The following is a 15,415-nucleotide window of genomic DNA, read 5'->3' on the forward strand; positions in this document are numbered from 1 at the left end:
GGCCGGCTCCGCAAATGGAATTGCTATGAACAAGCATCTGTACCGAATCGTTTTCAACAAGGCTCGCGGACTGTTGATGGTAGTGGCCGAGAACGTTACCAGCCAAGTCAAGGCGCCGGGGACTCGTTCTGGCCCGGCGGCGGGCGCAGCGGCTTGCACGGCGACGCTCGGGGCGTTGCGCTTTGCCTTGATGACAGCGATTGGCCTGGTGTCCTTGAGCGTGGCGCCGACCTGGGCCGGCACCATCGTCGCCGACCCGGGCGCGCCGGCTGGCCAGCGACCGGTGATCATACAAAGCGCCAACGGCACGCCGCAGGTGAACATCCGCGCGCCTAGCGCTGGCGGTGTCTCGCGCAACACCTACAACCAGTTCGACGTCGATGGCCGCGGGGTAATCCTCAACAATGGCGCGGGCAATAGCCAGACGAAACTGGGCGGTTGGATCGAAGGCAACCCGATGTTGGGCAATGGCAGCGCGCGGGTCATCCTCAACGAAGTCAATTCCAGTAATCCCAGCCAATTGCGCGGTTACGTCGAAGTCGCCGGCCAGCGCGCCGAAGTGGTGATCGCCAACCCGTCCGGTATCACCTGCAACGGTTGCGGCTTCATCAACGCCGACCGGGCCACCCTCAGCACTGGTCGGGCGCAGTTGGAGAACGGTCGCATCACCGGCTACACCGTGCAGGGCGGGACCATCAACATCGAAGGCAAAGGCCTGGACGCCCGCGAGGCCGACTATACGGATCTGATTGCCCGTTCGGTACAAGTCAACGCCGGGGTGTGGGCCAACGACTTGAAGGTTACGGCCGGACGTAATCAGGTCAATGCCGACAACACCCAGGCCACGCCGCTACCAGGCGCCGAGGGAGAAAAACCCACCGTTGCCATCGACGTGGCCAAGCTCGGCGGCATGTATGCCGGGAAGATCATGCTGGTGGGCACCGAATCCGGCGTGGGTGTGCGCAACGCCGGGCAGATCGGCGCCATGGCGGGCGAGGTGGTCATCAGCGCCGACGGCAAGTTGCAAAACCAGGGCGCCATCAGCAGCACAACGGCGACCCGGGTTGCTGCCACCAGCGTTGAAAACAGCGGCACGCTCTACGCCAAGGGCGACCTGAGGCTCGACAGCACCGGTGACATCGACAACAGCGGCACGGTTGCCAGCCAGACCCACACCACGCTGACCGCCAAGACCATCCGCAGCACCACGGCCTCGAGCCTGGCGGCGGGCGTCGGCGCGGACGGCAAACTGGGCAGCAGCGGCAACCTCGCGCTACGGGCCGCCACCGTCAAGGCGCAGGGCCAGAATCTTGCTGGCGGCGATGTCAGCGTCGAGGCCGCTGACCTGGACCTGAGCGGCAGCCAGACCCTGGGCCGCAATGTGACCCTGACGGCCAGTACCGGCGATGCCAACCTCACTGGCAGTCAAGTCGATGCGACCCAAGTGCTGAATACCAAAGCGGCCAAGACCTTGCGCACCGATACGGCCAAGGTCACCGCGGGTAACCTGCAGATGGGCGCGCGGGATATTTCCAATGTCGGTGGCGAGCTGGTGCAGACCGGCACGGCCGACACGTCGATCAAGGCCACCGCCACGTTCGACAACAGCGACGGCCGGATTGCCTCCAATGCCACCAATGTGAAACTTGGCGCCGACCGGCTCGACAACAGCACGGGCAAGGTCGAGCACGCCGGCAAAGGCACCCTGGACATCCAGGCCACCCAGTTGGCCGGCAGCAAAGGTACCTTGGCGAGTAATGGCACATTGAGCGTCAAGGCCCGCGAGGTGGTGGTCGATAATGGCCTGACCCAAGGCCAGCAGATCACGCTCGACACCACGACGTTGTCCAACCAGCGTGGACGTATTCTCCAGACCGGCGCGCAACCGTTGCAGGTCACTGCCCGTGAACGCTTCGACAATCAGGCCGGGCAAGTCAGCAGTCCTGGTGCAGTGGTGCTGAAGGTCGGCGCGCTGAACAACCAGGGCGGCAAAGTCCTCGCCACCGTTGGCGGTGACTTGACCGTCACGGCCGACGAAAAGGTCAACAACGGCGGTGGCACGCTGGCCGCCAGTGGGACGACAAAGGTCAGCGGCAAGGCGCTGGATAACGCCCAAGGCACCGTGAGTGCCGGCGGTGAGCTGCACGCGAAGTTCGACCGCTTGGACAATATCGGCGGCACGCTCGCCGCCACCCAGCGCATGGAGATCATCGCCGGACAGTTGAACAACACCAACGGCGTGCTGGGGTCGGTGAAGTCCGGGTTGCAGGTCACCGTCTCGGCGGATGCGCTGAACAACAGCGGCGGACGCCTTGAAGCGCTGGGCGATATCACGCTGTCGGCCCTGGGCCTGAATAACCAGGGCGGGGTGATCAGTGGCCAGGCTTTGGACCTGAATAGCCACGGCCTGCTGATGGACAACAGCCAAGGCACGTTGAATGCCGGTGCGACCCTCGACCTGCGCAGCGGTGAATTGCGCAACGCGGCGGGCCTGATCCAGGCTAAGGGCAAGCTGTTCATCGACACCGGCACCCAGGCGCTGAACAACCTTCAGTCCGGCACCACCCAAGGCATCAGCGGCCAGGACGCGGTGGAAATCCACAGTGCCCATTTCAACAACAGCGCCGGTTTCCTCGGTGCCAAGGGCGCGCTGGTGCTCAAGGCCACCGACGTTACCAACGGCAGCGGCGGCCAGATCATTGGCCAGAAGAGCGTACAGGTCGAAGGCGCCCGGGTGGATAACCGCGGCGGTCAATTGCAGGGCCTCGGCGATGTCCAGTTGGCGCTGGGGGATACGCTCAGCAACCAGGGCGGACTGGTGCGCAGCGCGGGCACGTTGGGCGTGACTGCCGGCGTGCTCGACAACAGCGCCACCCAAGGTGCCAATCAGGGCCTTGAAGGCGGTGCCATGAGCCTGGTGCTCGACACCTTCGGCAACCAGGCCGGAGCCGTGCGCGCCGACGAAGGATTGTCCATCGGTGTCAGCCAAGCGCTGGATAACCAGGGCGGCCTGATTTCCTCGGGGGCCGGCCTGACCATCACCGATCGCGATCCGGCGCAACGTCGCCAGGCGGTGCACAACCTCGACGGGACCTTGCTCGCCGGCAGCCTGTTGTCCCTCAACGCCGCCTATTACTCGGGCACCGGCCGAGCCCTGAGCCTGGGGGACCTGACGTTCAGCCTGCAAAATGGCCTGGACCTGAGCGGACAGATACAGGCCAATGGCAAGATTGACCTGAGCACCGAAGGGGCTTTCAACAACAGCGGAAAACTGCTGGCGGGCAATCTCCTGCTGGTGCGCTCGCAAACCCTGGACAACGCCGTCAGCGGCGAGATCAGCGCCGGCCAGGTTCGCCTGACCGTCAACGACAGCTTGACCAACCGTGGCCTGATCGACGGCCAGCAAGTGCGTGTGCAAGCGCTGTCGCTCAATAACCTGGGCACGGGACGTCTATACGGCGACCGATTGGCGATTGCCACTTCGGCTCTGAGCAACCGCGATGAGAATGGCGTCGCCGCGACCATCGCCGCCCGCGAGTCGCTGGACATTGGCACCGGCACCCTGGACAACCGCGAGCAGGCAATGATCTTCAGTGCCGGGGACCTCGCCATTGGCGGTGCGCTGAGCGCCACTGACAAGGCCCAGGACCGGGCCCAACTGCTGACCAACGCCAGTGCGACCATCGAGGCCCTCGGCAACCTGTCGCTCGATGTGCAAAGCGTGCGCAACACCAACGAACACTTCAGTACCCAACAGGTGGAAGTCAGCCGCACCGCCTTGCAGGAATTCCAGCTCAGCGGTTCGCCGAACCGTTACCAGGGCAACCAGATTTCCGTGAGCCACGACGAGGTCAATTACCTCAACACGCCTGAGGGGAGCAAAGATAGCTGGAACCGCTACGACTACACCCGCGTGGTCCAGGAAACCCAGATCGCCACCTCGGCACCGGCGCAGATCCTCTCGGGCGGGACGATGCAGATCAATGCAGGGGATGTGCTCAACGACAAGAGCCGCATCATTGCCGGTGGGTTGTTGCAGGCCAACATTACCAGCCTGACCAACACCGAACTGACTGGCCAACGCACCACCACCGACAGCGGCACCGCAACGAGCTTCTATCGCATCCAGCGCAAGGGCCGGGACCGTCAAGGAACAGCCATCACGGCCTACACGCCTGCGCCGTTGATCCAGGACATCACCCTGCAACCGACCGTGTTCGCCCAGAACGCCGCCGGCAACGGTACCGGCGCCCAGATCAGCGCCCGCGCCACACAGGGCGTCGGCGAACAGATCGCCGCCACGGGCACGGTCAGCGCTCCGGTCGACAGGACCTTTCAAGTGGCGCCCATCGTTCAGGTCGCGGCCCAGACCACCCTCAACAGCAAGGGCGTGGCCGAGCAGATCCGCAGTGGCGGGCCCTCCCTGGCATTGCCGAACAACAGCCTGTTCACCACTAATCCCCAGAACACCAGCAGCTACCTGATCGAAACCGATCCGCGTTTTGCCAGCTACCGCACCTGGCTGTCATCGGACTACATGCTGCAGCGCCTGCAAGTCGACCCGGCACTGACGCAACAACGCCTGGGCGACGGCTTCTACGAACAGAAATTGATTCGTGAACAGATCGCGCAACTCACCGGCCGCCGTTTCCTCGACGGCTACGCCAATGACGAAGCGCAGTACCGTGCCCTGATCGACAACGCCGTGACCGTCGCCAGCCAATGGCAACTGGTGCCCGGCGTGGCCCTGACCTCCGCGCAGATGGCCCAGTTGACCAGTGACATCGTCTGGCTGGTTCAGAAGCAGGTCACCCTGGCCAACGGCGACACCCGCAACGTGCTGGTGCCGCAAGTGTACGTACGGGTCCAGGAGGGCGACCTCAACGGCTCCGGTGCCCTGATTGCCGGGCAGCAGTTGAACCTGAACATCGCTGGCGACCTGGTCAACAGTGGCAGCCTGGCCGGGCGCAGTGTCATGGCGATCACCGCGCAGAACATCGAGAACCTCGGCGGGCGCATCCAGGCCGACAAGGCATCGCTCACCGCGCGGGAAAACCTCAACAACCTTGGCGGCCTGATCGGTGCCGTGGACAGCCTGTCGCTCAAGGCCGGGCAGGACATCAACGTCGTCTCCAGCAGCCGGGACAGCAGCAGCGCCCAAGGCACCCGCACCAACCTGTCGCGGGTGGCCGGGCTGTTCGTCAGCGGCGCCCAAGGCACGATGGGCGTGAGTGCCGGCAACGACCTCAACCTCACCGGGGCCCAGGTGGTCAATGCCGGCAAGGGCGGCAGTACCTTGCTGGAGGCGGGCAAGAACATCAACCTGGCCACCGTCGGCGAAGCCCACGAGCAAGCGCTGGCCTGGAACAGCAGCAACTGGCGCAAGGATGCCAGCCAGACCGAAGTCGGCTCCCAGATCCAAGGGCAGGGCGACGTGCGCTTGAGCGCCGGCCAAGACCTCAACGCCCGCGCGGCCCAGGTCACCAGCGAGCAAGGGGCGGTGTTTGCCGAGGCCAAGCGCGACGTCAACCTGACCGCCGGCCAGAACTACCAGTTCGCCGATGAAGCCCACAAGGTCAAGGGCAGCAACGGGATGTTTTCCAGCAAGACCACCACCACCCGCGACACCATCAGCCAGACCTCGGTCGAAGGCTCCACCCTCAGCGGCGAGCAGACCTATGTGCAGGCCGGTCGCGACATCAACCTGAAGGGTAGCAACGTGGTGTCCACGACCCAGACGGTGCTGGTGGCGGACAACAACGTCAACATCGAAGCCGACACCGCCAGCAGCAGCGAACGCCATGACAAGTCCGTGAAGAAAAGCGGCCTGTTCAGCGGCGGCGGCATCGCCGTGACCATGGGGACCCAGCAACAGAGCGTCAAGGACCTCACCACCGAGCACACGGCTGTGGCGAGCACGGTCGGCTCGACCACCGGTGATGTGCTGATCGAAGCGGGCAAGGGCTATCGCCAAGTGGGCAGCCAGGTGTCGGCGCCACAAGGCAACATCGACGTCACGGCGCAGACCATCGACGTCGTAGAGGCGCGCAACACCCGCGAGCGCGAGCGTGAAACCCTGTTCAAGCAGACCGGGTTCACCCTCACCGTGACCAACCCGGTGATCAGCGCGATCCAGACGTCCCAGCAAATGAAACGGGCATCGGAGAAAACCGACGACGGGCGCATGAAGGCCCTGGCCGCCGCCACCGCCGTACTGGCGACCAACAATGCCGCCACCGCCGTGGCGATGGACCCGGGCGCGGCGGGCGGGATCAACATCAGCCTGTCCCTGGGCACCAAGAAGAACGAAAGCACCACCACCTACACCAGCGACAGCGCGGCCGGTTCGACCATGACCGCCGGCAACGACGTTCGCCTGCGCGCCACGGGCGCGGGTGCCGCCAGCAACATCACCGTACAAGGCAGCGATATCAAGGCCGGCCGCAACGCCAGCCTGCTGGCGGACGGTGACATCAACCTGCTCGCCGCGCGCAATATCGACAAACAGGAAACCGACAGCAAAGGCAGCAGCGCCAGCATCGGCATCGGCTTTTCTCTCGGTGCTCGCAACGGTTTCACCCTGGATCTGGGGGCATCCGGCAGCCGTGGCCAGGCGGATGGCGATGGCCTCACCCACACCAATACCCATGTCCAGGCGGGCAACCAGTTGTTGCTGTCCTCGGGCGGTGACACCAACCTCAAAGGCGCGGTGGCCAGCGGCAAGCGAGTGTTGGCCGATGTTGGCGGCGACCTGAACATCGAAAGCCTGCAAGACACCAACACCTATGTGGTCGACGAGAAGAGCCTGGGCGTTGGCATTAGCCTGTGCATTCCGCCGTTCTGCTACGGCATGAGTTCGGTCAACGGTGTCAGCGGCAGCTTCGGCGCCACGGATATCGATTCCAACTACGCCAGCGTGACCGAGCAATCGGGCATCAAGGCCGGGGACGACGGCTTTGACATTCGCGTGGGGGGCAACACCGATCTGGTCGGCGCTGTCATCGCCAGCAGCGACAAGGCCGTGCAGGACGGCAAGAATCGCCTGGTCACCGCCAGCCTCACCAGCCGCGACATCAAGAACAAGGCCGAGTACGACGCCAGCACCGTCAGCGTCGGTGGCGGCTATCGCGAAGTCGGCAAGGACCAGCAGGGCAACGCCACCAGCGGCGGCACGCAAACCCCTGGCACCGACCTGCCGAAGAACGACAACGACCTCAGCGCCACCATGCCGATCGCCATCAGCGCCAGCGACGACGCCAGCAGCGTCACCCGCAGCGGCATCAGTGGCGGCACCATTGTCATCAGCAACGACGCCGAGCAACAGAAGCGCACCGGCAAGAACGGCGAGCAAACTATCGCCAGCCTCAACCGCGATGTCTCCAGCGATCGCGACACCACCAACACCCTCAAGCCGATCTTCGACGAAGACGAAATCCGTGCCGGTTTCGAGATTGTCGGGGCGTTCTCCAACGAAGCCAGCACCTTGCTCGCCAACAAGGCCAAGGAAGTCGACCTCAAGCGCAAACAGGCCGAGAAAGCGCAGGCAGCGGCCCTGGACCCCAACGCCAAACTCACCGACAGCGAACGCTTGGCGCTGCTCGGCAGCGCTCAGCGGCTGAATGCCGAAGCCAGCGGCATCGCCGACAAGTGGGGCGCGGGCGGCACCTACCGGCAGATCACCACCGCCCTGGTCGGCGCGGCCAGCGGCAACATCAGTGGCGGCAACAGTGCGTTCCTCCAAGGGCTGGTGGTCAACTACCTGCAGCAGCAGGGCGCCGGCTACATCGGTGACCTGGTGGCGGACGGCAAACTCACCGAAGGCTCGCCACTGCACGCCGCCCTGCACGGCATCGTCGCCTGCGCCGGTGCCGCCGCCAGCAGCCAGAGCTGTGGCAGCGGAGCCGCCGGCGCGGCGGCGTCGAGCCTGCTCACCGGCCTGTTCTCCGAAGCCAGCCCCGATGAAAGCGAAGCCCAGCGCGAAGCCAAGCGCAACCTGATCGTCAGCATTGTCACCGGGTTGGCCGCCACCAGCTCCTCGCTCGACCCGGCTACCGCCAACAGCGCGGCCGGTGCAGCGGTGGATAACAACTGGCTGGCGACTCAGCAGCTGGTTCAGGCGGAGAAGGAGTACAGCGCGGCTGACGGTCTCGGGGCCAAAGCGCAGGTGATCGCCAAGTGGGCGTACATCCACAAGAAACAAGACGTCCTGACCCGCTTCGGCGTGGGCAAAGGTTTGGCGCAGGCGGGTTGGAGCGATGTCGAAGGCTTGGCGCAATTCCTCCTCAATCCGGTTGAAGGGATCAAAGGTATCAAAGCCTTGATCGACGATCCCGAGGCGCGCCAGAGATTAGGCGATGAAATGGTCGGTGACGCCAAAGCCAAAATCGCACGTATCGAAGACGCCCTTGAACACGGCGGCGACGAACGTGCCGTGCAACTGGGCCAGGATATTGGCGAACTGGTCTGGCAAGTCGGCACCATCGCCACGGGCGTGGGCACGGCGGCCAAGGGCGGCGTGGCGCTGGCGAAAACCGGGATCAAGGTGGGGGCCAAAGAGCTTGAAAAAATGGCCGATATGGCCAACATTGCCAAAGCTGAAGTGTCGGCCGGTAAGCCGATGAACTGGAGCAGCGTGGAGGGGGCGTATAGCAAGAAGCTTGAGGGGGGGTATGGCACTGTCACGACGACGGTTAATGGGAAGGTTGTTGAAAACACCGTGGACTATAGTTCGGGTGTTAAGGGGACTCAACCAACCAAGGTGATTGATCGTCTTGATGAGCTGAAGCTAGACGGTTTTAATCCCTACGATAATCCTCGCTACAAAGAAATGTCCCCCGATCAGCAGAAAACATTTTTGAAGGAGTACAACAAGCAGTTGCAAGCTCAGCAGGATGCGATTAATAGCATGACAGCTGATGAGTTTAAAATTGCACGGGATGCCTACATTCAACAAGGCCGCAATCCCGCAGCTGATTCAATGCAGCGAAGTCTAGGTCGTGAGTTCGAGAGAGAAGTGTCTGAGAGTATTCGACAAAGTTTAATAAATAAAGGTGTCGATCGTTCTACGGCAACGCAGATGGCAAAAGATCGCGCCAAGGAAATTAAATCTAGTCTTGCAGCCTTGCACGAGCCTGACATGGTTGCAGGCGGTTGGACGACGCCAGCGCCGGTAAGGATGGGGGACACCAATGTGAACTCATCCATAGGTGCTAGCTGGTCAAGTCGTTTATCATCTGTCGATCAAGCCGTAGATACGGCCATTTCCACCGGTGCTGGCAGCGCTAAATTGAATGTCCGGCTAGAGCTACTCAGAGGAGCACAGGCAAGATGAGGGACGAAGATTTCCAGTATTTCATCAGCGTGATGGGGGAAGCCACATCTCATCGACATGTGCCTGACTCCCAAATTGCTAAATATCGTGGGGTGCTGCCTGAGGCGTTGCTTGACTATTGGCAGGATGAGGGGTGGTGCGGATATGCCAATGGCCTTTTCTGGACGGTAAATCCGGATGATTATAAACATCTGCTCGATATGTGGCTCGCGGGCACTGAATTTCCACAAATAGATAACTACCACGTTATTGCGAGGAGCGCGTTTGGGACTCTCTATGCTTGGGGTGAAAAATACAATCAGAAGATTGTTGTTTCGTGTCCGACGGGGTCTATCGTCGCGTTAATGAGTAAACTGAAAACGCCTAACAAAAATCCGGATCTAGCCCTTCAGACATTTTTCGCTATGTCTGATAAGGAGCGTTATGATTTGGAGGATGATCAAGGTGAGTTTCTATTTGAGCGAGCGCTAGATAAGTTGGGGGCGCTTGATGAGAGTGAGCTTTACGGCTTTGAGCCGGCATTGTTTGTTGGGGGGACTGCTTCGCTAGATCATTTGGTTAAATGTAACTTGGAGGTTCATTTAATGATCCTGCGACAGATGCGTTCTTGAACGAGTAAGAGGGAAAGGAGGAAAGGGGATAAATTTGTTTGTTGGAAGGGCGGATTATTTAATTCCTAGTTTCCAAATAAGTCTGTCCCGAATGGCACTTACTTAACCTTCTTCGGGTGTCCATTCTTCCTGACCTCAGCCCTTGCTGATCGACGTGTTTTCATCAGCATGGGGTAAGGCTTGGGTCTTCGTTTTATGGTGCGCGGCTCAATTCTGCCAGGACGCTTTCCGACCCGTTTTTGGGCAATCAGCGCAAGCAGATTCAGCAGACGATCCTCTTGCTCCTGAGCCCTGTACTGCCTCAACGCTAGACACAGCTGAAGGCTATGCTTGAAGCTCAGTTCGCGAGGCAGACAGTCGGCCAACAGAGCTGATTGCGCCATGAGCATCCGTATCAGGTTGTGCGCCAGCAAGTAGATCCACAACTCTTTGACGGCCATACCTGGCGTTTTGCAGGTCAGTGCTTCAAGCCCCAGCGTAGTCTTGAGGTTGCGCAGATCCAGCTCCACGTGCCATCGGTCTTTAAACAGTGGTTTAAGAGCAGTTTTTGGCACCTGCTGTGGACAATTCAAAGTGATGACCAGGATTTTTCCACCGGCCTTCAACTCACGTACTGTCAACGTTTCAGGTGCCTCGTCGTAATAGGCCTGACTCATCCAGGACGGCTTTGCCTTGGGTTTTTTCAACTCAACCAAATGATCTTCCGTCCCCAAGGGCTTTCCCAACTGAAAGTCCGTGCTACGCCGTCGAGCGCCATATTGTTCGAACACCCCGTCCACGCCTCGATGTTGCAATTCACACAACAAAAAGTAGGTTGCGTAGTAGGCATCGCCCAGCACAATGTCAGCTCGTTCCAAGGTATTGAGCATGGTTCTGAGCAGCGTCTGCTCATCACCTCCTTTACCGCGGAAACGTCCCAACGAGGCATCCAAAACAGCACCGCTGGCGAGGCAAACAATTCCCACCACCCGGCAGATAGGAAAGCCCAGTCCGGCTTTCTGCCCACGAGATTGCGGATAGGCCTCTTGGTGGGCCGGCGTATCCGGCAGGGTAACTGTAGTGCCATCCACGAGGCGCACAGGTCGCCCCCTCCAACGCCACGATGACGGAGCCCGGTTGCTCATCGATAACCCCGTGGAGCGCAACAAGGTTGAAACCATCTCCACCGGCAGCCGGGCTCTGGCTTTGCAGTAAGCACCGGTATGAATGCTGTTGGGCTTGAACCCCTCGTAGAGCGCCTGACAGAAAAATCATTCACGGCATTCTGACAGGAGCGATCGGCGCTCATCGCCTGGGACAAAAACAGGGACAGTGTTTCGGTCGGGGGGAATAGCCGCTGGCGATGCTTGGGTATCGACGACTCGACACCCCGCAATAGCTCTGGGTCGTTGAGCAGTTTGAAGAAAGCATGGGCATTGCTGTTCGTGGCGTGCTGGCGCATACGGTGCTATTGATGTCGGACGATTTGGCGTCTACGATTCACTCGGGCTGTGTCCTTGCTTGATCGGTGTGTGTTCGCAACTATCACCGTAGACCAAGGCCAGCCTTTTTTCATTTTTTGCAGCCGTATCAGCTAGTTAGCCGTTAAGTAAGTGCCATTCAAGTCTGTCCCCTTTTTACATGGCGAGCCGGAGGACGGTGTGCTCTCACCGGGAGTGGGTTCTTAGTGGCTCACTAAATTCGGGCTTTAGATATAGGCGCGATCACTGGCTCCCAGCTTAAATGCAGGAAAATTCCAGGATGTTGAATTTCGGAGGAAACATAGGTGATTCGGGCACCGCTGGGAGACTCCCGCTACTGGTCGGAATGGGTTGAGTATGGTGATCAGAGCATCGTCGACGCGCTGGAAACCGCCGCTAAACCTGCCGGCGATCCCGATTACGCGCCGCAGTACGTTTTCATCATCGCGTAGAAACACTGGCACCAGATGCTGTGCCGGTATTCTGCTGGCGATCTGATAGCGGACCTGTCGCGATACTTTCCCGGGCTGCTCGATGCCTGGGAGGAGGCCGAGCGCCTTGGCGCGACGGTCTGGACCCAGGAGCAGCAATTCACTCGCCATAGCTGGCGCGTCAACTACGACCATTACATCACCTGCTTCTGGCTGGTGGGCTTGGGATTGGCGCTGGATATTGCGGATGACCAGTGGAGGCGGTTGCTGGCGTTGATCGGTAACGAAGGCGAGGACGTGCTGCTCGACCGGATCATTGCGAGTCGCAGCCCTGAACGCAAAATAGGTTCTGTGCTTCTTTACCCGAAACCCTACGCTCGGTTACTGACGGCGGTAGACGCTCCGGCGGATTCGCAAGCATCGCTGTTGAGTGCGTTCGTCAAGCATTGGTACGCGGAGGTGCGTACCGGTGCCAAGTCTGGCTCTGATCCTCAGGCTGTCAGTTATAGACATCCCTATTGGTATACCTATGGCGATGAAAATTTCGAGGGCGGCGCCTATTTCGGTCGTTGGTGCGTAGAGGCCGTGGCGGCGGTCAAGGCTTTTGATATGGACGATTCACAGTGCTTGGGGCTGGAGCATTACCCAGGGGACTTGTTGAGACCCAATAGGCCGAGTACGCATCCGCTCAGGCAGGAAGCTGAACCGCCTGCTACGGTGGTTGTGGAGAATAAGGGAGGTTTTTGGGCGAGGTTGTTGAGGCGACGTGAGTGAGCAAGTTTCGTTTGATCAGTCGAGGGGCTGAAGCCTGACATCACCCTTCGTGGCGAGGGAGCTTGCTCCCGCTCGGTTGCGCAGCAGCCGCCAAAAACAGGTCCGCTGCGCGGCCCAGCGGGAGCAAGCTCCCTCGCCACGGGTGTTCAGCCAGTCGTCTGCACTCGGTTTCTCCCACACCTTCCCCTTAACGGAACGCCATCGCCTGCCGATAACCTGATGAGCCCGGTTGTTTCCTGCGTTTCGGCTCGCAATGTGCGTCACGACACAGCCAGGCCAAGCGGGTGCTGAAATCCCTTGAACGTTGCTGGCTGGTGACTATCATCTGCGCGCCTCGGGGTTGTGACACGGCGTTTCGTTGTTATGCCATTGGGTTATTTTTTTACTTGCCTGGACATCCTCGATGCTGGCGTACCACCAAAAAAGCTTTTTGATCGTCGATGATTTCTCGGATTTCCGCAGTTCGATCCGCTCCATGCTGCGTGAGCTGGGCGTCAAGGACGTGGACACCGCCGACACCGGTGAAGTGGCGCTGCGCATGTGCTCGCAGAAGCGCTATGACTTCATCCTGCAGGACTATCACCTGGGCGACGGGCGCAAGAATGGCCAGCAGGTGCTTGAAGACCTGATGGTCGAGAAGTTGATCAGCCATGAAAGTGTCTTCCTCATGGTGACCGCCGAGACCAGTCAGGCGATGGTGCTCAGTGCCCTGGAGCACGAGCCGGATGCGTACCTGACCAAACCGTTCAACCGCTCCGGCCTGGCCCAGCGGCTGGAGCGGCTCGAGCAACGCAAGACCCTGCTCAAGCCGATCCTGCAAGCCCTCGACCGTGGCAAGCCGATGGAAGTGCTCAATGCCTGCATCGCCCTGTGCAAGCAGGACCCGCGCTATGGGCCGTTGTGCCTGCGTTATCGCGCCGATGCGTTGCGCGACCTGAATCAGAATGAGGCCCTTGAACGGCTGTACAACTCGATCATCGCCGATCGCCCGTTGCCGTGGGCCTACGCGGGGTTGGGCAAGTTGATGTTCAAGCGCGGCCAGGTGACGCAGGCCAAGGCCGTTTACGAAAAAGCCCTGAAAGTCTTTCCGATGATGCCGGCGTTGTACGACGGCATGGCCGAAGTGTTGATGGCCGAAGGCGACACCAAGCAGGCGCAGCACGTGCTGGAAGAGGCGGTGCGCCTGTCGCCGCTGGCGGTGCGCCGTCAGTCGTTGCTGGGCAAGCTGGCGATGACCAACGAAGACTTCGACACGGCGTCCCGAGCCTATCGCCAAGCGGTCGGGCAAGGCGCGCAGTCGCGCTTCAAGGACCCGGAAAGCAATCTCGGCCTGGCCCATGCGCTGATCAGCAAGGGCAGCGAAAAAGGCCTCGACACCCGGACGCGGCTGGAGATCAACACGACCCTCAGCGCGGTGGCGAAGGAGAATCTCAACGACCCGGGTTTGCAGGTCCGGGCGCGGTTGATGAAGGCCACGAGCCTGTTGCTCAACGATGCCGAAACCGCCGAAAAGCTCACCGAGCAGGCCTTGCAGCGCCTCGATGGCATGGAGCAGTTCATGAGCGCCGAGGCCGCGTTGCTGGTGGCCAAGCAGTTGCAAATGCTCGGCCAGACCAGCGCCGGCGAGTCGATGCTCAAGAACTGCGCGGAGATCTACGGTGATGACCCGACGGTGATGCAAGGCATCGCCAAGCTCACCGACGACCCGAACATTCTCAACCAGGGCAATGCCGCCGCCGAGTTGAACCGCGAAGGCGTGCGGGTCTACAAGACTGGCGCATTGCCAGAGGCGCGAGAACTGTTCCGCCGCGCCCTGAAGATGCAACCGAAGAACATCAGTATTGCCCTGAACATGGCGCAATCGCTGCTGCATGGCACCGACACCACTGTGGAGTCGGAACTGCTGCAGGAGTGCCGCGCCTGCCTGAAACTGGTGGGCATGATGCCCGACACCGATGCGCGTTTTGCGCGCTATCAAAAACTGCGAAGTAAGGCATTTGGCGATGAATGACAGCGAACAGGCACTCGATTTTTCCACGGTGATCGCGTCGACCGTGCATGACATGAAAAACTCCCTGACCTTGCTCATGCAGGCGCATGGGCAATGGCTCGAGCGCTTGCCCGAATCCGAGCGACAGACCTCGGAGCAGGGCGTCATCGAGTTCGAGTTCGCCCATCTCAACGGCCTCATGGTGCAGTTGCTGGGGTTGTACAAGCTCGGCGTCAACCAGTTGCCACTGCACCCGGCCTACCATGAGCTGGATGACTTCATCGAGGCGCAACTGGCTGGCCATCAGGATGTATTCCGCAGCCGTGGGATCATGGCCACCTTCGACGTCGATCCGCTCAGCCCGCTGGGCTTTTTCGACCGCGAGTTGGTGGCGTCGGTGCTCGACAACTGCATCAATAACGCCATTCGCCATGCGCGCCAGGCGCTGTTGATCAGTGTGAGCGACGAAGCCGGGCAACTGGTGCTGACCATCAACGACGACGGCGAGGGTTACCCGCCAGAGATGATCGAGCGTCAGGCCGAGTATGTGCAGGGCATCAACCACAGCAGCGGCAGCACCGGGCTGGGCCTGTATTTCGCCGCGCGGATCGCCGGACTGCACCAGCGCGGCGGCGTGAGCGGGCGGACCGAGATTGCCAATGGCGGTGTGTTGGGCGGTGGGGTGTTCCGGCTTTACTTGCCCTGAGCGTGCCCTAAAAAAACACCACAAATCCCCTGTGGGAGCGGGCTTGCTCGCGAAAGCGGTACATCAGTCATACTTATGCTGACTGACACACCGCTTTCGCGAGCAAGCCCGC

The 15,415-nt window shown here is 60.9% G+C and carries 4 protein-coding genes and 2 pseudogenes; 5 read left to right on the forward strand and 1 reads right to left on the reverse strand.

Translation table 11 applies throughout. From position 1 onward, the window contains the following. The first annotated feature begins 25 nt into the window (after positions 1 to 25). A complete protein-coding gene (locus J3P88_RS07635; RefSeq protein WP_434574577.1) occupies positions 26 to 9,331 on the forward strand; it encodes a hemagglutinin repeat-containing protein in 9,306 nt (3,101 codons plus the stop codon). After that, positions 9,328 to 9,942 carry a GAD-like domain-containing protein gene (locus J3P88_RS07640; protein ID WP_434574578.1) on the forward strand — a complete coding sequence of 205 codons (615 nt, stop codon included), beginning with the start codon at positions 9,328 to 9,330 and terminating at the stop codon, positions 9,940 to 9,942. Before J3P88_RS07635 ends, J3P88_RS07640 begins: the two co-directional genes overlap by 4 nt. Positions 9,943 to 10,040: 98 nt before the next feature. Here the strand turns inward: J3P88_RS07640 and J3P88_RS07645 are convergent. Then, positions 10,041 to 11,383: pseudogene (locus J3P88_RS07645) on the reverse strand (IS4 family transposase). Positions 11,384 to 11,707: 324 nt separating this feature from the next. On the opposite strand from J3P88_RS07645, the pseudogene J3P88_RS07650 reads away from it, so the two are divergent. From J3P88_RS07650 to J3P88_RS07660, 3 genes and pseudogenes are all read left to right on the forward strand, one after another. Then, positions 11,708 to 12,607, forward strand: a pseudogene (locus tag J3P88_RS07650) (PoNe immunity protein domain-containing protein). A gap of 403 nt (positions 12,608 to 13,010) precedes the next feature. Next, positions 13,011 to 14,618, forward strand: a complete 1,608-nt coding sequence (locus tag J3P88_RS07655; protein WP_186707053.1) for a tetratricopeptide repeat-containing response regulator — start codon at positions 13,011 to 13,013, stop codon at positions 14,616 to 14,618. Further along, positions 14,611 to 15,303, forward strand: a complete 693-nt coding sequence (locus J3P88_RS07660; protein WP_186728824.1) for a sensor histidine kinase — start codon at positions 14,611 to 14,613, stop codon at positions 15,301 to 15,303. Before J3P88_RS07655 ends, J3P88_RS07660 begins: the two co-directional genes overlap by 8 nt. Positions 15,304 to 15,415 lie beyond the last annotated feature (112 nt).

The sequence above is a fragment of the Pseudomonas sp. Z3-6 genome (assembly GCF_051131985.1).
Classification (GTDB): Bacteria; Pseudomonadota; Gammaproteobacteria; order Pseudomonadales; family Pseudomonadaceae; genus Aquipseudomonas; species Aquipseudomonas zanjanensis.

Bases quoted from the DNA above. Each gene is read 5' to 3' on its own strand.
- J3P88_RS07635 (WP_434574577.1), top strand. From the start codon at position 26: ATGAACAAGCATCTGTACCGAATCGTTTTCAACAAGGCTCGCGGACTG.
- J3P88_RS07640 (WP_434574578.1), top strand. From the start codon at position 9,328: ATGAGGGACGAAGATTTCCAGTATTTCATCAGCGTGATGGGGGAAGCC.
- J3P88_RS07655 (WP_186707053.1), top strand. From the start codon at position 13,011: ATGCTGGCGTACCACCAAAAAAGCTTTTTGATCGTCGATGATTTCTCG.
- J3P88_RS07660 (WP_186728824.1), top strand. From the start codon at position 14,611: ATGAATGACAGCGAACAGGCACTCGATTTTTCCACGGTGATCGCGTCG.